The organism is Chryseobacterium sp. GP-SGM7, assembly GCF_049166575.1.
Classification (GTDB): domain Bacteria; phylum Bacteroidota; class Bacteroidia; order Flavobacteriales; family Weeksellaceae; genus Chryseobacterium.
The window spans coordinates 1-20,545 of sequence record NZ_JBMHFF010000006.1 but is presented as its reverse complement, the minus strand read 5'-3'; the positions used below and the strand labels follow the sequence as shown (position 1 = coordinate 20,545).

The 20,545-nt window shown below is 33.3% G+C and carries 17 protein-coding genes and 1 pseudogene; 17 read left to right on the top strand and 1 reads right to left on the bottom strand.

Annotated features, from left to right (window positions below):
- Window positions 1-12: 12 nt before the first annotated feature.
- From ACOOWA_RS17585 to ACOOWA_RS17505, 17 genes are all read left to right on the top strand, one after another.
- Window positions 13-444 (top strand): DoxX family protein, encoded by a 432-nt coding sequence (locus ACOOWA_RS17585; protein ID WP_421377194.1) that lies wholly within the window; start codon window positions 13-15, stop codon window positions 442-444.
- Window positions 445-446: 2 nt separating this feature from the next.
- Window positions 447-1,565, top strand: coding sequence for a chromate efflux transporter (gene chrA, locus ACOOWA_RS17580; protein ID WP_421377192.1), 1,119 nt, complete (start codon window positions 447-449; stop codon window positions 1,563-1,565).
- 41 nt (window positions 1,566-1,606) lie between these two features.
- On the top strand, window positions 1,607-2,218 hold the full coding sequence (locus tag ACOOWA_RS17575; RefSeq protein WP_421377190.1) for a protein-tyrosine-phosphatase: 612 nt from the start codon (window positions 1,607-1,609) through the stop codon (window positions 2,216-2,218).
- Between the two features lies 1 nt (window position 2,219).
- Window positions 2,220-3,254, top strand: coding sequence for an ACR3 family arsenite efflux transporter (gene arsB, locus ACOOWA_RS17570; RefSeq protein ID WP_421377188.1), 1,035 nt, complete (start codon window positions 2,220-2,222; stop codon window positions 3,252-3,254).
- Between the two features lie 83 nt (window positions 3,255-3,337).
- The gene (gene glyA, locus ACOOWA_RS17565; protein ID WP_421377186.1) at window positions 3,338-4,603 is read left to right on the top strand and encodes a serine hydroxymethyltransferase; all 1,266 of its coding nucleotides are present in this window, start codon (window positions 3,338-3,340) and stop codon (window positions 4,601-4,603) included.
- Between the two features lie 148 nt (window positions 4,604-4,751).
- Complete coding sequence (locus ACOOWA_RS17560; RefSeq protein WP_421377184.1) at window positions 4,752-5,219, top strand: regulatory protein RecX; 468 nt, start codon at window positions 4,752-4,754, stop codon at window positions 5,217-5,219.
- Between the two features lie 64 nt (window positions 5,220-5,283).
- Entirely contained in the window at window positions 5,284-7,593 is a 2,310-nt protein-coding gene (locus ACOOWA_RS17555) for a T9SS type A sorting domain-containing protein (protein ID WP_421377182.1), read from the top strand.
- Window positions 7,594-7,600: 7 nt separating this feature from the next.
- Window positions 7,601-7,843: a hypothetical protein gene (locus tag ACOOWA_RS17550; RefSeq protein WP_421377178.1), complete on the top strand. Its 243-nt coding sequence runs from the start codon at window positions 7,601-7,603 to the stop codon at window positions 7,841-7,843.
- Window positions 7,844-8,138: 295 nt separating this feature from the next.
- A complete protein-coding gene (locus tag ACOOWA_RS17545; RefSeq protein ID WP_421377176.1) occupies window positions 8,139-10,100 on the top strand; it encodes a polysaccharide biosynthesis protein in 1,962 nt (653 codons plus the stop codon).
- Window positions 10,101-10,204: 104 nt separating this feature from the next.
- Window positions 10,205-11,014: a polysaccharide biosynthesis/export family protein gene (locus ACOOWA_RS17540; protein ID WP_421377174.1), complete on the top strand. Its 810-nt coding sequence runs from the start codon at window positions 10,205-10,207 to the stop codon at window positions 11,012-11,014.
- A gap of 24 nt (window positions 11,015-11,038) precedes the next feature.
- Entirely contained in the window at window positions 11,039-13,408 is a 2,370-nt protein-coding gene (locus tag ACOOWA_RS17535) for a GumC family protein (RefSeq protein WP_421377172.1), read from the top strand.
- A 51-nt stretch (window positions 13,409-13,459) separates the two neighbouring features.
- Window positions 13,460-14,782, top strand: a complete 1,323-nt coding sequence (locus ACOOWA_RS17530) for a nucleotide sugar dehydrogenase (RefSeq protein ID WP_421377170.1) — start codon at window positions 13,460-13,462, stop codon at window positions 14,780-14,782.
- Window positions 14,783-14,852: 70 nt separating this feature from the next.
- The gene (locus tag ACOOWA_RS17525; protein WP_421377168.1) at window positions 14,853-15,197 is read left to right on the top strand and encodes a phosphomannose isomerase type II C-terminal cupin domain; all 345 of its coding nucleotides are present in this window, start codon (window positions 14,853-14,855) and stop codon (window positions 15,195-15,197) included.
- Window positions 15,198-15,279: 82 nt separating this feature from the next.
- Window positions 15,280-16,272, top strand: coding sequence for a mannose-1-phosphate guanylyltransferase (locus tag ACOOWA_RS17520; RefSeq protein ID WP_421377166.1), 993 nt, complete (start codon window positions 15,280-15,282; stop codon window positions 16,270-16,272).
- Window positions 16,273-16,461: 189 nt separating this feature from the next.
- Window positions 16,462-17,922, top strand: a complete 1,461-nt coding sequence (locus ACOOWA_RS17515) for a lipopolysaccharide biosynthesis protein (protein ID WP_421377164.1) — start codon at window positions 16,462-16,464, stop codon at window positions 17,920-17,922.
- Window positions 17,923-17,935: 13 nt separating this feature from the next.
- A complete protein-coding gene (locus tag ACOOWA_RS17510; RefSeq protein WP_421377162.1) occupies window positions 17,936-19,090 on the top strand; it encodes a hypothetical protein in 1,155 nt (384 codons plus the stop codon).
- A 2-nt stretch (window positions 19,091-19,092) separates the two neighbouring features.
- Window positions 19,093-20,172, top strand: a complete 1,080-nt coding sequence (locus ACOOWA_RS17505) for a glycosyltransferase family 4 protein (protein WP_421377160.1) — start codon at window positions 19,093-19,095, stop codon at window positions 20,170-20,172.
- A 246-nt stretch (window positions 20,173-20,418) separates the two neighbouring features.
- Here ACOOWA_RS17505 and ACOOWA_RS17500 read toward each other — a convergent pair.
- Window positions 20,419-20,545: pseudogene (locus ACOOWA_RS17500) on the bottom strand (Gldg family protein); the annotation flags it as partial.

The window sequence follows — 20,545 nt, the reverse complement described above, 5'->3', positions numbered from 1 at the left end:
AAAAATTTGAAAATGCTAAAAGACATATTGAAAACTGACAATTCAAAAGCGACCATTATTATTCGTTTGATGGTTGGTTTGGTATTTCTTTCGGAAGGTTTACAGAAATTTCTTCGCCCGGAATCAGTCGGAAGTGGAAGATTTGAAAAGATAGGTTTTGATGCTTTTGAGTTTTGGGCAAATTTCGTGGGAACTTTTGAAATTTTATTTGGATTATTGCTCATTCTCGGACTATTTACCAGAATATCCGCCTTTATTTTGGTAATCATAATGGCGGTTGCGTTGTTCACCACAAAAATTCCGATTTTATTGGAAAAAGGTTTCTGGGATTTTCTCCACGACAGCCGAACCGACTGGGCAATGATGATGGGAAGTTTGTTTTTACTTCTGAAAGGCAGTGAAAAAATGGGATTGGATCATTTGTTTTTTAATTCTAAAAGCTAAATATGATGGTTGGCGAAATTGCAAAACTTTTTCTGAAACTCGGAGTGATCGGTTTTGGCGGTCCTGCTGCACATATTGCGATGATGCAACGCGAAGTTGTGGTCAAAAGAAAATGGATGAGCGAACAGCATTTTTTGGATCTGCTGGGCGCAACCAATCTGATTCCCGGTCCCAACAGTACGGAAATGGCAATCCACATCGGTTATGACAAAGGTGGTTGGAAAGGGCTTTTGGTTGCCGGATTGTGTTTTATTTTGCCCGCCGTTTTCATTACCGGGATTTTTGCATGGCTTTATAAATTATACGGAAATCTCCCTGAAGTTCAGCCTTTTCTTTATGGTATAAAACCAGCGATTATTGCCATTATTCTTGGTGCAGTTTTTCCTTTGGCTAAAAAATCGATGAAAACAGTTTTTCTTGTTTTGATCGGGATTTCTGTTTTGGTCTTATCACTTTTCGGCATCAGCGAAATTATTTTGATGTTTGGATCAGGAGTTTTTGCGTTGATTTTATTCTATATTCAGAAAAGCAATCAGAATTCGGTTAAAAGTTTTGTTCCTTTTTTGTTTTTTACAAGCAATTCTAACGCACTTTTTTCCGAAACCAATTTAAAACTAATCGGTATTTTCCTCAAAATCGGAGCGATTTTATACGGAAGCGGTTACGTTCTGTTTGCTTTTCTGGATTCGGAGCTCGTTGCTCAAGGTCTGCTTTCCAGAAAACAGTTGATTGATGCTATTGCCGTAGGACAGTTTACGCCAGGTCCGGTTTTTTCTTCGGTGACATTTATTGGTTATCAGATTAATGGTTTTACGGGTGCGGTGGTTTCTACGGTTGCCATTTTTACACCTTCGTTTATTCTGGTTGCGCTCATCAATCCGCTGATGAAAAAACTTAGAAATTCTAAAAGTTTTTCGGCTTTTCTGGATGCGGTCAATGTAGCTTCTGTTGCCATTATTGCTTCCGTGTGTTTTACAATGGCAAAAGATTCACTTTCAGATTGGAAGACGGTTCTGATTGCTGTTTTGAGCGCAATTGTCGTTTTTAAATATCCGAAAATCAACAGTGCTTTTGTAGTTCTGGGTGGAGCTTTGCTGGGATATTTATTATTTCTGATTTAAACTAAAATTAAACAATAACAAATTAAATATTAAAACTAAAAATGAATCCGAAAATTAAAGAGCATTGCGAAATTCTCAGCAACAATTTTAAAGAAATCAATCCTGAAAGAAAAGCTTTGCTGGAAAAACTGGCGACTCATATTCAGGGAAAGATTGATGAGAAGAAAGAGATTAATCTGGTCTATGTCTGTACACACAACTCGCGAAGAAGTCATTTGGGACAGGTTTGGGCAAAAGTAGCAGCAGATTTTTATGGGTTTGATATACGAAGCTTTTCGGCAGGAACTGAAGCTACGGCTTTTAATCAAAATGCCATCAATGCTTTGATTGCTTCTGGTTTCGAGGTTAAAAAATCAAACGAAACAGACAATCCGAAATATGAAGTGTTATTTGGCGAAGGAAAATCTACTCTTTGTTTTTCTAAAACCATTGATGATGAAAGTCTTCCCAAAGAAAATTTTGTTGCGGTGATGACTTGTGGCGATGCAGATGAAAATTGCCCTTTCATTCCGGGATGTGAATTGCGCATCGGAACAACGTATTTCGATCCGAAATCTTACGATAATTCAATCCTTCAGAACGAAAAATATATTGAACGAAGCAACCAGATTGCAATGGAATGTCTTTACGTTTTTTCATTATTAAAAAAATAAAATGCAACCTAAACTAAAATTCCTCGACAGATATTTGACACTCTGGATTTTTCTGGCAATGGCAATCGGAGTCGGAATTGGATATTTTTTTCCAAGCCTATCGAAAGTTACAGAAGATCTTTCCGTAAGAAACACCAATATTCCTTTAGCGATTGGTTTGATCCTGATGATGTATCCGCCGCTTGCAAAAGTAGATTATTCACTGTTGCCAAAAGCTTTCAAGGATAAAAAAGTGCTTTCTATTTCGTTGATCCTTAACTGGATTATCGGTCCGGTTTTAATGTTTATTCTTGCGATTATTTTTCTCAAAGATGAACCAGATTATCTTGTCGGACTTATCTTAATCGGTCTTGCAAGATGCATCGCAATGGTCATCGTTTGGAATGATCTTGCAAAAGGAAACCGTGAATATGCTGCACTTCTGGTTGCTCTGAACAGTATTTTTCAGATTTTCTCATACAGTTTTTTCGTCTGGCTGTTCATTAATATATTGCCGCAAAAATTAGGCTTCGGAAATTTTAATGTTTCGGTGCCGATGCGTGATGTGACGCAAAGTGTTTTGATTTATCTTGGCATTCCCTTTTTAGCAGGATTTTTATCTAGATATTTTTTAATAAAAGCTAAAGGTATAGAATGGTACAACAGAAAATTTGTTCCGAAAATTTCACCGATTACCCTCTATGCTCTACTGTTTACGATTGTTTTAATGTTCAGTCTGAAAGGCGATAAAATTATAGAATTGCCGATGGACGTTGTAAAAGTTGCTGTGCCTCTCATCATTTATTTTGTGCTGATGTTTTTTGTCAGTTTTTTCGTTAATAAATCAATGAAAGTTCCTTACGATAAAAACGCTTCCATTGCTTTCACTGCAACCGGAAACAATTTTGAATTGGCGATTGCGGTTGCGATTTCAGTTTTCGGAATCAATTCGGCACAGGCTTTTGTGGGCGTTATTGGTCCTTTGGTGGAAGTTCCTGTTTTGATTGTTTTAGTTAAATTGAGTTTGTTTTTAAAGAAAAAATATTATCTAAAATAATGGAATTTATCATTTGGGTCATTAGTGAAATCCTCTGGGAAATTCCGTATATTTGGGCTTGAATTTTTAAAATCTAAAAGTAAATGGACATTATTTTTGACCTTATCGAAAAAGAAAGAGAAAGACAGTCTCACGGTTTAGAGCTTATTGCATCAGAAAATTTTGTTTCTGAAAATGTAATGAAAGCGATGGGAAGTGTGTTGACCAACAAATATGCAGAAGGGTATCCCGGAAAAAGATATTACGGAGGTTGTGAAGTGGTAGATGAGGTTGAAACTTTGGCTATTGACAGAGCAAAACAGCTTTTCGGAGTTGATTATGTAAATGTTCAGCCGCATTCCGGTTCTCAGGCAAATGCTGCAATTTACTTGGCTGTTTTAAAACCTGGAGACAAAATCATGGGAATGGATCTTTCAATGGGAGGTCACCTTACTCATGGTTCTGCCGTAAACTTCTCAGGAATCCAGTACGATGTGGTTTCTTACGGAGTACAGCAGGAAACTGGCTTGATTGATTATGATCAGATGAGAGAAGTGGCGTTGAGAGAAAAACCAAAAATGCTGATCGCTGGTTTCTCTGCATATTCAAGAGATTTGGATTATGCTAAATTCAGAGAAGTTGCAGACGAAATCGGAGCAACACTTTGGGCGGATATTGCACATCCTGCAGGTTTGGTTGCTAAAGGATTATTAAATTCTCCATTCGAGCACTGTCATGTTGTTACAACGACAACTCACAAGACTTTAAGAGGTCCAAGAGGAGGAATGATTATGATGGGGAAAGATTTTGAAAACACGTACGGACATAAAACTCCGAAAGGAGAAATCAAGCAGATGAGTCAGGTTCTTGACGGAGCTGTTTTCCCGGGAATTCAGGGTGGACCATTGGAACACGTCATTGCTGGTAAAGCAGTTGCTTTTGCTGAGGCGATTGACGATCAGTTCTTAACGTATGCTAAACAGGTGAAATCTAATGCTCAGGCTTTATCTAAAGCAATGATAAGTAACGGATTTGATATTGTAAGCGGCGGAACAGATAATCATTTGATGCTGGTTGATCTTAGAAACAAAGGCGTTAATGGTAAAGAAACTGAAAAGGCATTAGTGAAAGCAGATATTACCTGTAATAAAAATATGGTTCCTTTTGATGATAAATCTCCGTTTACCACTTCGGGTATCAGATTGGGAACTGCTGCTATTACGACAAGAGGTCTTAAAGAAAATGATATGGAAACTATCGCAGGATTAATTTCTGAAGTGGTTGATAATATTAAAAATGAAGAAGTAATCGCTGACGTTAGAAAGAAAGTTAACGGATTAATGGAAGGTAAGGCTTTATTCAATTATTAGTAAGCTTTAGATATTAGCAATTAGCTTTTAGCCTAAAAAAATAGATCAGAAAGAGGTGCAAATATTTTGTGCCTCTTTTTTGTAAATCGTAATTTTGACCTATCAACTATCAACTATCAACTATCAACTATCAACTATCAACTAAACAATGAATTCTGAGAAAAAATTGTTCACATTTGAAGAAACGAAGCAGAAACTGGTTAACTATTGCGTTTATCAGGATCGTTGTCATGCAGAAGTAGAACAAAAAATGAGAGAGTTTGTTTTAATTCCCGAAGCGAAAGAAGAAATTCTTCTTTATTTAATGAAAGAAAATTATCTGAATGAAGAGCGTTTCACCAGAAGCTATATTCGAGGAAAATTTTATATAAAAAACTGGGGTAAGACGAAAATAAAAATACATTTAAAGCAAAAAGGAATCACAGAAAAACTAATCTCAACCTGCTTTGATGAAATTGATGAAAATGATTATGTAAAGATAATAAATAAGATCTACGAAAATTACGAGAGTAAATTGAAAGGTTTGCAGAATTATCAAAAAAAAACAAAGACTATTAAATATCTTCTAAGCAGAGGCTTCGAATACGAAGTTATTTTGCAAGTAATTGAAAATTAACATATATGTAATTTTAACATTCATTAATATTTTTTAGATTTGTCAGACGAAAAAAATAATTTATATGAATTTAAAACTACAAAAATTTTCAAGAACGGTACTCTTACTGTCGACGTCCTTATTTTCCACTGCAAGTTGGGGACAGATTTTTCAGCAAGATTTCAACTCTTCTAATACAGTTAGTTCTTACGTGTCATCAAGTAATCCTAATGCTGGACAATTTAATTCAATTGGAAGCTCCGGCTCTGGGATGAATGTCTCAATCACAAACGGAAAACTAAGATTTGCAAGAACAGGAAATGCAGGAAGTTATGCAAGAACTACTGACTTTTCTCCTACACCCACATTTGTAATTTATCAATTTGATTTGGCAATTTCAGGTAATACTGCAAGTATTACAAATGGTGCTACTTGGCAGCTTGGCAGCGGTTTTGGTACTTCAAATAGTACTGAGTCTAATGCATCAACGCACTCTAGAATTGGATTGAATTTTACAACTACAAATGGCAATTTTGTATTAAGAGATATTGGTGGCTCAGAAAATTCGGCTGTTTTTAGCGGTGAGCAAAAGATATTTTGGGTGGTTAATAATTCAGGTGCTTCAAAAACCTACATGTCGCCAAATAATACAGTTGTCTCCTTAGCAAATGACAGAGCAGATTTATGGGTTGGAAATGTGAAAGCATTAGAAAATATAGCTGCAACAACTGCATCGCAATCCATTACAGATTTTAAATTTGCTTTTTCAGCTGGTAACGCAACTGTTGATATTGATAATTTGGTAATTTATGGAGAAACCAATTTGACAACTTGGGATGGAAGTAATTGGTCTGAAGGAGTTCCCAATTCTAATGTGAACGCAATTATCAATGGTAATTATACAACTACTTCTACAACACCTGGTTTTATTGCTAAGAATATCACTGTCAAAAGTGGTGCAGCTTTAGAAATTACAGATACATATGCAATTACAGGTGCAGAAGTAGTAGTGGAAGATGGTGGTAATCTTATCCAAAGAGATGGTTCTACTCTTACATCTTCTAGTTTCAATGTATTGAGAAACAGTGCAAGTGTTGCAGATAAATATGTTTTCTGGTCTTCACCGGTAGCTAATCAGAATATGTTTACTGCTTATGCAAACGGTTCTTCTGCAACTGCTCCGGCTTATGTAATGACTTACGATACGGCTACAAACCTTTATCCTGCTGTATCAAACACTGATGCAAACTTTACGGTTAATGCAGGAAAAGGATATTCAGTAAAGGTACCTGCAGTGAATGCAAGTGTTTCTTTTGGAGGTTCTGCTAAAGTTCCTAACAATGGAAATGTAGATGTTGCTCTGAGTACGGCAAGTTTCGGATATAATCTTATTGGTAATCCGTATCCTTCAAATATCAATCTGACATCTTTTTATAATGCAAACAATTCTTTAATATCACCGACAATGTGGTTCTGGGACAATACAACCGGGAACGTAACAACACAAAACGGTAATACGGCAGTAAATGTAGGATATGCTACATTCAACGGGCCATCTGGAACGTGGACTGAAGCTCCGAATACTTCCGGGCCAGGATATAATAGCGCAGCTCTTAATACCATTGGAGCATTTGCTAAAATTGGTCAGGGATTTATTGTAAAAGCTACTGCTGCAGGATCTGCTACATTTACCAATGCGATTCGTTCTTCAAATACAGCGGTTACCTTAAATAAAAACGTAAATGCAACAGAAGGTAAGTTCTGGATTAAGTTGACAACGTCTTATGGCAATACGGTTACTCAGGCAATTACTTACAATCAGGGTGCTTCAGATTCTTATGATGTATATGATTCAAAAGCAATGGGTATGGGTTCTGATGCATTCTATAGTGTAGTAGGAACTGAAAAATTAGTAATTCAGGGTAGAGCACCTTTCCATGTAAATGATATTGTCCCATTAGGAAATAAGCATTTTGAAAACGGAAACTTTGCAATCTCTTTATCTCACAAAGAAGGTTTGTTTACAAATGGCCAGGAGATCTACTTACACGATAAGCAATTAGGAACTTACACAAATCTTCAGACAGGTGCGTATAATTTCTCTGCAAATGCAGGAGACTTTACAAACAGATTTGAAATTGTATACAAATTAAACTTTTTGTCAACAACTGAAACTGAAAAAAGAAATTTTGAAGTGTATAGAGACGGTGAAGATTTTGTGGTAAGAAATCATAAAAATATCCAAGCTGTTGAAATTTTTGATGCTGCAGGTAGAAAAATTCAGGAAATTAAATCAAATTCAAAATCAGTTAATGTGAAAATTCAGACAAAAGGAATGTATATTCTAAAAGCAGTTTCTGAAGGCCAGGAATATTCTCAAAAAATAATTAAATAAGAAAATAATGAAAAAGATAATATTAATGTTTTCATTGATTGTTTCAGGGGTGGCTCTTGCACAATCAGATAATATTTACGTATATGATGAGCCTGAATTGACAACGATGGACGTCGGAGATAATCCTGCAGGACCAGGAGATCCGGTAAACTCATCTCCTATCGATCAGTATATCCCTGTTTTGTTACTTTTCGCAACTGCTTTGACATTTGCCTATGCTAACAAAAAAAGATTGACTGAGAATAATTAAAAAATAAAAGTCAATAATAAAATTTTCCCGAAGTGAACAGCTTCGGGATTTTTTTAAATACAATTGTTAAATAAAATTAATGTTGTTTAATATTATTCTTAATTGATCTCTGTATTTATTAATTATTTGTAATATTATAGTCTGAATATTTATGAAATATTTAAATTTTATATCTTTATGGCAAGAGGCAGATTATATCTTATGACCAATAACAAAATATAATCAAAATGAAATTTTTTTATAGATATATTATGATTACATTTGCAAAATAAAAGTAAAACACCCAAAATGTTGAATGAAAAAGCTTAATGACGCTTTTACTGCCCTTTATAACGGAGATAATATCGTGAAACTCACGGAGCTAAGGTATATACCGAGATGGATCGTTATTCTTTTAGATATCTCGATTATACTGCTATCGATTCTTCTTTCAGATTTTTTTCTCGAGAAGCTTCATGTGAAAGTAAACTTTCCACAGTATCTTTTGCAATTGAGAATTTTAGTTATTGCTGTAAATATTCTGTTTATGTTTGTTTTTAAAACATATGCGGGAATAATCAGGCATTCTACATTCTTTGATTTTTTTAAAATTATTCTTTCTTCTGGAACCACTTTATTTGCCTTACTTATAATCAATTTCGGAACAGAAATTTTGATGCGTAAATCTTTATTTTTGTATCCCAATTTATTTCTTTATTTCTTTATTTCGGTTTCTGCCATGTTTTTTTTCAGAATGTTTACCAAACAGTTTTTTAATATTCTGGTAGATTACAAAGGTTCGTCATCCAAAATAAGAATAGCAGTAGTAGGTGTCGGCGATGCCTCTGTTTCTTTAGCAAGGGCTATTTTGCACAATCCCAATTATCCTTACCGTTTAGAAGGCTTTCTTACAAAGAGATCAGACTCGCATAAAGCGCTTTTATTGGGGCATAAGATCTATAATATAGATAAGTTTTTTAGTGATAAAGCTTTAGTAGCACAATTTGATGCTGTTTTAATCATTAAAGAAATAATGACAAAGCAGGAATTGGAAGAATGGATGACCTGTGCGTTAGATAATGGCCTGAAAGTTCTTAAAGCACCTACGGTAAGCAAAATGCGTGATTCTGATTTGGTAGGCGGAATTCGTCAGCTTCAGATTGAAGATCTTTTAAACCGGAAACCTATCAAAATTGAAAATGAAGAGGTCACAAAAAGGCATGTTGAAAAAAATGTTTTAGTGACTGGCGGAGCAGGTTCTATAGGGAGTGAAATTGTACGACAGGTTGCGCAGTTTAATCCTTCTTTAATTGTTGTCTTAGATCAGGCAGAATCTCCATTATACGAATTGGAATTAGAATTATTAGAAAAATTCCCAGATCAAAAATTCAAGTTTATTTTAGCAGATATTTCAAATAGCTACAGGCTGGAAAAACTTTTTGAAGTATATCAGTTTTCAATGGTTTATCATGCTGCAGCTTACAAGCACGTTCCTTTAATTGAAGAAAATCCGCATGAAGCAATTTTTGTTAACGTTTTGGGGACGAAAAATGTCGCCATACTTTCTAAAAAGTATAAGGTAAACCGTTTTGTGATGGTTTCAACAGATAAAGCGGTTAATCCGACCAATGTAATGGGAGCATCCAAAAGAACTGCTGAGCTCTTCGTACAGTCTTTGCAGCATTCTGATGGCAATACGACAAAGTTTATCACAACGCGTTTTGGTAATGTTTTAGGTTCTAATGGCTCTGTTATCCCACATTTCAGAAAACAAATTGAAAAAGGAGGTCCTGTAACAATTACCCATCCTGATATCATCCGATATTTTATGACTATTCCTGAAGCGTGTGAATTGGTACTTCAAGCAGGAACAATGGGTGCTGGTGGAGAAATCTATGTATTTGATATGGGAGAACCAGTAAAGATTTTAGATTTGGCCAGAAGAATGATTAAACTGTCGGGATATACACCGGATGTTGATATAAAGATTAAATTTATAGGTTTAAGACCGGGAGAGAAGTTGTATGAAGAATTGTTGAGTAACAATGCGACAACAATTCCTACCCATCATGAAAAAATCATGATTTCTAAAGATCCGAATATAGGGTTTAATGAAATTGAAATATTGTGTAAACAAATAATCAAATCGGCTGTTAAAAGAGATAAAATACAGGTAGTAACCCTTCTAAAAGCTATTGTTCCTGAGTTTATAAGCAATAATTCAGAATTTGAGGTCTTAGATAAAAAAAATGATTCCCTGGATGTGATAGAGCTGTAAATCCAGTTTATATTAACAGATTGTAACAGTAGATTTTTAATATAATTAAAAACAAATTTTGTTTAGAAAATAATAATCCTATTTTTGTGAAAAAATTATCGAAAATGAATTTTAAGAAATATATGATGGGTGGAGCATTAGGAATAATGATATTCTCTTGCGCACCCCGACAGGAAATTAATTATATGAAGGATATTGAGAATATTTCTCTCGATAATTCAATCAAAAACAGTCGTAGCACTTTGCAGCCAGGAGATCAGTTGGTTATTACAGTTACTGCAAAAGATATGGATGTAGTAAAACCTTTTAATCAGAATTACTCTTCTACTATGACGGTAGCACAATACACAGCGCCTGCAGGAAATTCTCAATTTCAACCGGTACCAGCGTCGGGTCCTACTTATATTATAGATACAAATGGATCTATTGATTTTCCTCAAATTGGTAACATTGATACTAAAGGTGAAAATATTGAAACTTTGAAGAATAAATTAGTTGTTCTTATCTCTGATTATGTTAAGAACCCTATTGTTGATGTCAAACTAATTAATTTTAAAGTATCTGTTTTGGGTGAAGTTGCAAGACCGGGAACATACGTGATTCCGGACGGAAATGCTACCTTATTACAGACTCTAGGTTTAGCAGGTGATTTAACTACTTTTGGTCTTCGACATAATATTTTAATAGTAAGAAATGTTGATGGCAAATTTACACAAGAGAGAATAGATATCACGAGTGCACAATTTATCAATTCTCCCTTTTATTACGTAAAACAAAACGATATAATTTATGTACAGCCAAATAGCGTGAGAGAAAAATCAGCTAGAGTTGATCCTAATACAGGATTGTACATTTCTGTCGCTTCAGTAATTGCATCATTGGTTATTGGAGTTTTAGCACTGACAAAAAATTAATATCTTTAGAATAATCACAAAATAATGGATTATAATCAACAAGATGACACTTCGAAAGAGTCTTTAAATATACGAGAAATTCTAAAACCATATCTTTATAGATGGTACTGGTTTATTATAGCAGCAATTATAGCTCTCCTTTGTGCTTGGTTTTTTTTACGATATAGTGTACCCGTTTACAAAACAGAGTCAACAGTCCTAATTAAAGAAGTTAAAAAGTCAACCTCCTCTCAACCCGAAATGTCTGTGATTTCTGAGATCGGAGGTATTGGTGGCATGGGTACTAACTCTGTAGATAATGAAATAGAAATTTTCAAATCTAAAAAACTAATGCTTTCAGTGGTTAGGGAATTAGGTTTGGAAACAAACATATACTCAAAAGGTCAACTAAAAGATACAGAGCTTTATAAAGAATCTGCACCATTTACAGTAAGAGTTATCAGTGAAAAAATAAAAGGTCAATATCCTAATAAGCCAATTTTTGCGAAAATATATAAGAATCAAATTATACTAGAGTCTGAAAGCTTTCCTCAACCTATAAAAACTGTTTTTGGAAAATCTTTACAGATGCCTTTTGGAGTTATTATGTTTCAAAGAAATAATAATTTTAAAGTTACAGATGATAAGGCTATATATGGACTAAATTTTATGTCTGGAATGAATAGAGCAATATCACTGCTATCTCAATTAAATGTGAGTTTAGTACAGGAAAATGCTACTGTTTTAAGGTTAGGCTTAAATTATCCTTTACCAGAAAAGGCAGAAGATATATTAAATCGTTTAGCAGTTAATTATAATCGCGAAGCTATTATAGACAAAAATTCTGAAGCTCAAAAGACTGCGTCATTTATTAATGATAGAATAAATATAATTGGATCAGAACTGGGTAAGGTAGAAACTGAGAAAGAAGATTTTAAACTTAAGAATAATATCTCAGACATTCAAGCTGAAGCAGGATTATCATTGGAAGGTGTAATGGAAGTTCGGCAAAAGCAGGTCGAAAACGAATCTCAATTGGACTTAATTAATAGCTTAATTACTTACGTCAATAAACAAGGTGTTTATCAAGTACTGCCTTTAAATGTAGGGCTTTCAGATTCTGACACTTCTTCTAATATTTCGTTGTACAATCAATTAGTTGTTGAAAGAGGGCGTTTGCTGGAGAATTCTACGACAGCGAATCCTGTAGTGCAGGATATCACAAGGCAGATAAACAGCATGCGCAACGTTGTTCAGCAAAGTTTAAACAAAAGCAGAACAGCTTTAGAGATTAGCAGAAATGCAATTCGATCTGAACAAACTAGGTTGTCTGACAGGATTGCAAAAGTTCCTTTACAGGAAAAACTTTTTAGAAGCATTGAGAGACAGCAAAATATAAAAGAACAACTATATTTATTGTTACTACAAAAAAGAGAAGAGGCAGCAATATCCTTAGCAATTGCAGCCCCAAAAGCCAGAATCGTAGATGATGCATTAACAAATCTATCTCCGGTGTCACCCAAAAGAATGATGATTTATCTCGGGGCAATGATAGTTGGTTTGTTAATACCTTTTGCAATTATATATTTGGTTGAACTATTTAATAATAAAATTAAATCCAAAAATGATCTTGAAAAATTAGCTGAAGGTGCGGCAGTTATAGGTGAATTGCCTTCTCTACAGAAGGGGGATCCTGAAATTGTACAGGTTAACGATTTGTCGCCTTTAGCAGAAGCATTCAGAATTTTGATTACCAACATCAATTTCATGTTGCCGAAGAATAAAAAAGGGCATGTTTTATTTGTCACTTCTACAGTGAAGGGAGAAGGAAAAACATTTACATCTGTTAATTTAGCTCTTACATTAGCTACTCCCCGAAAAAAAGTAATAATTATAGGTTCGGATATTAGAAATCCACAGCTGCAAAGATATAATGAGAGTAGGAGAGGATTAATCGGATTATCGGAATTTATGTATGATTCTGAAATGAAGACCTCCGAAATTATTCATCCTACATCGTTTAATCCCTTTTGTGATGTAATTTATTCTGGGGCAATTACACCGAATCCTACTGAATTATTGTCTAACGGTCGTTATCAAGAGCTTATCGAAAGCCTAAAAGAAGATTATGATTATATAATTTTAGATACGGCACCTCTCATGTTAGTGACGGATTCTTTCTTAATTTCGGATGTGGCAGATATGACGATTTATGTGACGCGTTCTGGTTATACAGAAAAGGAATTGATAACTTTTATTAATAAACAGATTAGAGATAAAAAAATTAAAAATGTAGGTTTGGTACTTAATGATGTTGATAAGATGAACAGTGGATATGGTTACGGATATAAATATGGTTACGGATATTCAGCGGAAGAAAATCAATCTTTCTGGAAAAAACTTTTTAGTAAATAATTTTGAATGCTTCTGAGTTTGACCTTTGAAAATTCAAGATGAATAAAAATAATGGATAGTACGTATAAAATTTCTGTAATTGGCTTGGGATATGTGGGGTTACCACTCGCCAGATTATTTGCAACAAAATACGCAGTAGTTGGTTTTGACATTAATAAAAAAAGAATTTCAGAATTAAAAGACGCTGTTGATACGACTCAGGAATTGGAAAGTGACGTTTTGAGTGAGGTTACTGTAGACTCTAATCCTTTAATAGGTTCACAAGAAACAAAGAAGGGCTTATTTTGTACTTCGGACGTAAAAGATATTTGTGATGCTAATATCTACATCATCACTGTTCCTACACCAATAGACAGACACAACAGACCAGATTTAACTCCGTTGTATAAATCAAGCGAAACAGTCGCAAAATTTCTGAAAAAAGGTGATATTGTAATTTATGAATCTACCGTTTATCCAGGGGTAACAGAAGAAGAGTGTGTTCCAGTCTTAGAAAAAATTTCAGGACTCAGATTTAATGAAGATTTTTATGTAGGCTATTCACCGGAAAGAATCAATCCTGGAGATAAAGAACATACTGTAGAAAAAATATTAAAGGTTACTTCTGGTTCTACACCGGAAATAGGAAAAACAGTAGATAATTTATATAAATCTGTTATCACAGCAGGAACTCACTTAGCACCAACTATAAAAGTTGCTGAAGCATCTAAGGTTATTGAAAATTCTCAAAGAGATCTGAATATAGCCTTCATGAACGAACTGGCAAAAATTTTTTCGTTGATGGATATAGATACCCATGACGTGCTGGAAGCAGCAGGTACAAAATGGAACTTTCTGAAGTTTAAACCAGGCTTGGTTGGTGGTCATTGTATAGGGGTTGATCCATTTTACCTGGCTCAGAAAGCACAGGAAATAGGGTATTATTCAGAGCTTATTTTGGCAGCAAGAAGATTGAATGATTCTATGGGAGCATTTGTCGCCTCGCAGGTTGTTAAGCTAATGATCAAAAAAGACATTAAGGTAAAAGGAGCAAAAATTTTAAACTTAGGAATTACTTTTAAAGAAAACTGCACGGATATTAGAAATTCAAAAGCTATAGACGTTATTACAAATTTACAAGAGTATGGCGCTGATGTAACAACTTTTGATCCTTGGGCAAATCCTTCAGAAGTTTCTCATGAATATGGTATAAATTGTTATTCTGAACTACTGCTAAATGAATTGCAAGAAGATCAGAAATATGATGCTGTAATTGTTACAGTTGCTCATCAGGAGTTTCTTTCTCTTAACTTGAATCAGTTAATTAAAGAAAATGGGGTAGTTTATGATGTAAAAGGAGTGTTTTCAAAAGAAGACGTAGACAAAAGACTATAATTAAATTTTATTAATATAATTCCTGTAGAAATCGTGGTATATTTGCAGGTCAGGCATAAATAGAAAAAGAATGTTAGAACACGATGTAAGACCTTGGGGAGAATATTGGGTTTTGGAAGATACTGAAACTCACAAAGTAAAAAGAATTCTGGTTAATCCGGGAGGAAGACTTTCTCTTCAATACCATCATCACCGAGCTGAAGTTTGGACTATAGTTTCCGGTGTTGGTACCATTACAATTAATGATGAAATAAAGGATTACACAACAGGTGAAGTTGCGCAGATTCCTTTAGGTGCACATCATCGTATTGAAAATAAAACTAATGAACCGGTTATTTTCGTAGAAGTACAATATGGAACTTACTTTGGTGAGGACGATATTGTAAGAGTTGAAGATGATTACAATCGCGCATGAAACAATTATCATTGGTAAACTTTAAAATTAACATAATTGATAGTGGACAATTCCACGTGGCCTTAAAAAATAAACATCTCGTATGAAAATATACAACGTAATTTTATCAGGAGGTGTAGGAAGCAGACTTTGGCCTCTTTCACGTAAACAACATCCTAAACAGTTTCTGAAATTATTTTCTGGTAAAGCATTGTTTGAATTAACTGCTGAACGTAATCAGAAGGTTGTTGATCAGATTATGGTGGTGGGCAATACAGATCATATTGAATGGAGTAAACAGCTTCTAAGTGATATTGCTCTGCCAAAAACTTTTATTACAGAAACAGCCGCTCGAAATACAGCTGCCGCAATTGCATTTTCAGCTTTGGCAGTTGATCACGATGATATATTGATTATTACACCTTCAGATCACTTGATTCAGAATCAGGATGCTTATGAAAAAGCAATAAAAGAAGCTGTTGAATTAGCAAAAAAAGATTTTTTGGTAACTTTTGGAGTAGTGCCTTCAAAACCGGAAACAGGATATGGTTACATTGAATACGAAGGTAAAGATGTACTTTCATTCAGGGAAAAACCAAATACTGAGACTGCTCAGGAATTTTTAGAAAGAGGAACTTTCCTTTGGAATTCTGGTATGTTTTGCTTTAAAGCGGGCGTGCTTTTAGAAGAATTGAAAAATTATCAGTCTGAAATATTTGATAAATGTAATGAAGTATGGCAAACATCAGAAAATCAATGTCTGAATATTGATGCATCACTTCAGATACCTTCCATCAGTATTGATTATGCTGTGATGGAAAGATCAAAGAAAATAAAAGTTGTTCCGGCTCATTTCAGATGGAATGATTTGGGATCTTTCGAATCTTTATATGATTATTTGCGTTCTACAGGTCATCCTGTCGACGAAAATGGTAATATGGTCATCGGAACAGAGATTTTTACAGCTTTTGTAGGGCTTAAAGATTCTATTTTGGTTCATACACCAGATGCATTGTTGATTCTTCACAAAGAGAAATCGCAAGATGTAAAAAAGGTGTATAACCAACTTGAAAAATATAAATCTACTTTAAGATAAAAAACGGTGAGTAAATATTTTACTTATAAATTCATTGGTGAAATAATAAAATTGTTTATTTATAAAAACTGAGTAAAAAATAATTGATTTTTTAATTGTAAAAAGATTTAAAATACTTTGAAAGAAGTTCGGAATAATAAAACTATCGCGAAAAATACAATGATGCTGTATTTCCGTTTAATCCTAACAATGGGAGTATCTTTATATACTTCCCGGATCGTATTAAATTCTTTAGGTGTTGTGGATTTTGGAATATATAATGTTGTAGGGGGTATCGTCATTATGTTGGGATTTTTGAATAGTGCATTATCTGCTTCTACTTTACGATTTCTCAGTTTCGAAATGGGTACAGCCAATTTACAAAATGTCATCAAAGTTTTTAGAATCAGCTTTACAATCCACTTTATTATTGCTATATTAATATTGATTTTAGCCGAAACCATTGGTCTCTGGTTTCTTAATACACAATTGAATATTCCTTCAGACAGAATGATAGCTGCAAATTGGGTATATCAGTTTTCAGTCTTTAGTTTTATTGTATCTGTGCTAAATATTCCAAATAGCAGCATATTAATAGCGCATGAACGGATGAGTATTTATGCTTACATTAGTATTGTAGAAGCCATTTTTAAACTAATTATTGTTTTCATTCTAGGCTGGACAGAATTTGATAAACTAATTACTTATGCATTCCTTATCTTTTTTGTTACCACAATCGTTAGTCTTTTTTATACAATATACTGCATTAAAAACTTTAAAGAATGTAATTATCGTTTTTTGATGGATAAGGAAGAATTTTCTAAAATGTCTAGTTTTGCTTCGTGGAATCTTATTGGTGTCTTTGCTGGACTAGGGCTTAATCAAGGAGTGAGTGTTTTACTAAATATATTTTTTGGTCCTACAGTAAATGCTGCAAGAGGAATTGCATTTCAAATTCAGGGTTCAGTCAATGCATTTGTTTCAAATTTTCAGGTTGCAGTAAACCCGCAAATTACAAAATCTTATGCGGCTCGTGATACAGAGCATGTGCTTTCCCTTGTAATAAAATCATCAAAATATTCTTTCTTTTTATTACTATTACTATCATTACCAGTTTTGGTAGAAACAAAATATGTATTATTACTTTGGCTTAAGATAGTTCCTGATTACTCCGTAATTTTTACGCGGCTAACATTACTTGATGTTTTAATTTGTTCTCTTTCAGGATCTCTTCACACCTATGTTCAGGCAACTGGTAAAGTGAAAATTTACCAGATTGTAGTAAGTGGTATACTCTTACTCAATTTGCCTATAGCTTATTTATTTTTACATCTTGGTTTACAGCCGCAATCTGTCTTTATTGTCTCAATATTTATATCTTTTTTTGCGATGATCTCGCGTGTGGTAATCCTAAATATTTTAGCAAAATTTCCTTTTAAAATTTTCATTAAAGAGGTTTTGCTGCCTGTTGTATTGGTTTCTGTTATTTCTTTTTCGGCATCTTTTTTTATATCGTCATTAATGCATGATTCTTTAGAAAGATTTTTTATAGTTACTTTCTTATCAGTCCTTTTAGTAATTCTTACAACTTATTTTTTTGGAACTAATAAAGATGAACGAATTCAGCTAATGGAATTGATTTATAAAAAATTACCGTTTATAAAAAAATAAAAGACTGTTATTTATGAAGTTACTTGTAATAACACCCTGTGTCGGAAGAAATGCATCAGGATTTGTATTCGAGAAAATAATTAGAGAACTATCTCAATATAATGAGATCGATGTCTTAACATATGATTATGCTCCTCTGAATAATATGGATCAAGTTCATGAAGTTATTGTTTGTGAAAAAAAATATATTCATCCGAGAATTGTAAAGGGGCTTATTTCACTGTTTCATGCTAATCCTATCGATTTTATTTGGACACAAAATGCAAAAAAAAATCTTAAGGATAAGAACAAATCTTACGATCTCGTTTTTAGCTTTTTGCACAGCCACCAGTATACCCCTCTAATAGCAGGTATTGATTTGTCATCTCATTTTAATTCAAAGTTAGCTGTGTACGCGATAGATGCTTTACCCCCGCGTGGATGGGAAGAAAATAAGCTATACTTCAGGGCAGTAGAAAAAATAATGCATAAATATTTAAGTAAAGCTGATGCTCTGTTTTCTTCAAATGAGATTATGTTGGAATATCAATTGAACTTATTAAAGACAAATAAAAAAATTATGAATGGTGTAATTTATACGCCTGCAATAATTGATCATTTTACATATCTTCCAGAGAAAAAAGATCCGAATAATAATTTTGTTTTTACAGGTGGAATTTACGGTGTAAGAAAGGTAAATTATTTACTTGAAGGGTTCGAAAAACTACTATTAGAATTTCCTGAATCTAATTTAATTTTTGTTGGTTCTACTATCGATAGTTCTTTATTAAAAAACTATAAAAGTGAAACCCTAGAAAAAGTTAAAATTTATCCATTTACAAAAGATTTGTTTCCGTATTATGAATCGGCAACTGCCTTGATTGATATTGATGCTGACATAGAAAATGATCTTTTTCTTTCCAGTAAAATAGTTAATTATCTGAAGGTTGACAGAATTATTATTTCTGAAACAGGGAACAATAGTCCATCCCGTTTGTTATTTAAAGATATAAACTCGATAATACAGTGTCATCATAATTCCGAAGAATTATATTCAGCAATGAAATCTACAATTCTTCGTAATACAGAAATTAAATATGATGATAGAGCTTCTGTATCAGATTTATTTTCATTACCGAAAATAGTTCAAAAATTGAACAAATTTATTAACGAATTAATTATTAGTTAGTTATGAAAGTGTTACTTTGTACAGGAAGATATTATATGGGGGGCATAGAGAAGTATGTACACGATTTAGCCATAGAACTCTCAAAAAAAAAAATTGAAGTTAAAATTCTTGTTTTCTTTTACTTAAAAAGTAATGACATAGATGATTTTAAGTCTCATGGAATTGAGGTAATAGAACTTAAAGGAAATAATGGAAGAAGTTTGATGATGCTTTACAAATACTTTAAGACGTTAAGACAATTTAAACCTGATATTGTACATTTGAATATATTACCATTATTAGGAAGTATTGTTCATATGTTTTACAGAAAGCCTATTACAGTTTATACAATTCATCAAATGGATTATATTTCTGTATATGATTTATTCTATAAACCAATTATAAAGGGAGTTATTGCAGTAAGTGAAAAAGTAAAATCGCATTTGCAAAGCCATAATTTCCTGAATAAAAGTTGGTGGGAAGTTATTTACAATGGTATTCAAAATAATAATCTTCATAAAATAAAAGATTATATCAAAGGTGATTCGGTAAATTTAATAATGGTGAGTAGACTTGCACAAGATAAACAACCGCATTATGCAATTGAAATCTTGAATTACCTGAACACTAACTCAGATATAAATTATACTTTGACATTTGTAGGAGCCCCTGATGTTGATGATAAGGAATATATAGAAAAAATAAATAGCAAAATTTTAGAATATAACCTTTCAGATAAAGTTTTCTTTGAAGGATGGCAAAATGAAATTTTTAAATATCTTATAAATGCCCAGGGATTTTTGATGCTTTCACAAAAAGAATCTTTTGGATATAATGTACTAGAAGCCATGTCGGTTGGGTTGCCTATATTTAGTTTTAATGTTGAAGGGGGATTAAGTGAATTACATGAAAATAATTTTACTGGTATAATGATAGATGATCCTATATGCCTAGCAAAAAAAATTGACGATGTTTTTAAAACAGAACGGTGGAAAATCTACAGTGAAAATGCTTTTCAGAACTCAAAAAAGTTTTCTATTTCTTTAATGACAGATAAGACAGTAGAATTTTATCAAAAAGTTTTAATAAATAATAAAGTTTAATTTTCTAAATTTCCGATGATGTTTTTACTATCTGATTTATATAATATATCATTAAAAATAACAGAATTTTATTCTGGAATAGGAAAATTAGTGTGCATGATTGCTTGGTTTTTGTTAATACTTTATTTTGAAATTGAGTTGCGAAATTTTTAAAAAAAAGAGCTATATGAAATACATTGTAGTACATGCAGGCAGAAGAGATGACTATCAGGTTGCTTTGCTCTTCCAGCAGGTAAAATTGACCTTTGGGAAAGGCATTACTTTTTTAGACTTCGTCAAAGTATCCATTTCAGCATTTACCGCATCAATCATCCAAAGCGTTTTTCCACCGTTCATGATGTACTGATCCAAAATTACTTTTTCATTATCTGTG

Coding starts and splice junctions, on each gene's coding strand:
- ACOOWA_RS17585 (WP_421377194.1), top strand. CDS start 13: ATGCTAAAAGACATATTGAAAACTGACAATTCAAAAGCGACCATTATT.
- chrA (WP_421377192.1), top strand. CDS start 447: ATGATGGTTGGCGAAATTGCAAAACTTTTTCTGAAACTCGGAGTGATC.
- ACOOWA_RS17575 (WP_421377190.1), top strand. CDS start 1,607: ATGAATCCGAAAATTAAAGAGCATTGCGAAATTCTCAGCAACAATTTT.
- arsB (WP_421377188.1), top strand. CDS start 2,220: ATGCAACCTAAACTAAAATTCCTCGACAGATATTTGACACTCTGGATT.
- glyA (WP_421377186.1), top strand. CDS start 3,338: ATGGACATTATTTTTGACCTTATCGAAAAAGAAAGAGAAAGACAGTCT.
- ACOOWA_RS17560 (WP_421377184.1), top strand. CDS start 4,752: ATGAATTCTGAGAAAAAATTGTTCACATTTGAAGAAACGAAGCAGAAA.
- ACOOWA_RS17555 (WP_421377182.1), top strand. CDS start 5,284: ATGAATTTAAAACTACAAAAATTTTCAAGAACGGTACTCTTACTGTCG.
- ACOOWA_RS17550 (WP_421377178.1), top strand. CDS start 7,601: ATGAAAAAGATAATATTAATGTTTTCATTGATTGTTTCAGGGGTGGCT.
- ACOOWA_RS17545 (WP_421377176.1), top strand. CDS start 8,139: ATGAAAAAGCTTAATGACGCTTTTACTGCCCTTTATAACGGAGATAAT.
- ACOOWA_RS17540 (WP_421377174.1), top strand. CDS start 10,205: ATGAATTTTAAGAAATATATGATGGGTGGAGCATTAGGAATAATGATA.
- ACOOWA_RS17535 (WP_421377172.1), top strand. CDS start 11,039: ATGGATTATAATCAACAAGATGACACTTCGAAAGAGTCTTTAAATATA.
- ACOOWA_RS17530 (WP_421377170.1), top strand. CDS start 13,460: ATGGATAGTACGTATAAAATTTCTGTAATTGGCTTGGGATATGTGGGG.
- ACOOWA_RS17525 (WP_421377168.1), top strand. CDS start 14,853: ATGTTAGAACACGATGTAAGACCTTGGGGAGAATATTGGGTTTTGGAA.
- ACOOWA_RS17520 (WP_421377166.1), top strand. CDS start 15,280: ATGAAAATATACAACGTAATTTTATCAGGAGGTGTAGGAAGCAGACTT.
- ACOOWA_RS17515 (WP_421377164.1), top strand. CDS start 16,462: ATGGGAGTATCTTTATATACTTCCCGGATCGTATTAAATTCTTTAGGT.
- ACOOWA_RS17510 (WP_421377162.1), top strand. CDS start 17,936: ATGAAGTTACTTGTAATAACACCCTGTGTCGGAAGAAATGCATCAGGA.
- ACOOWA_RS17505 (WP_421377160.1), top strand. CDS start 19,093: ATGAAAGTGTTACTTTGTACAGGAAGATATTATATGGGGGGCATAGAG.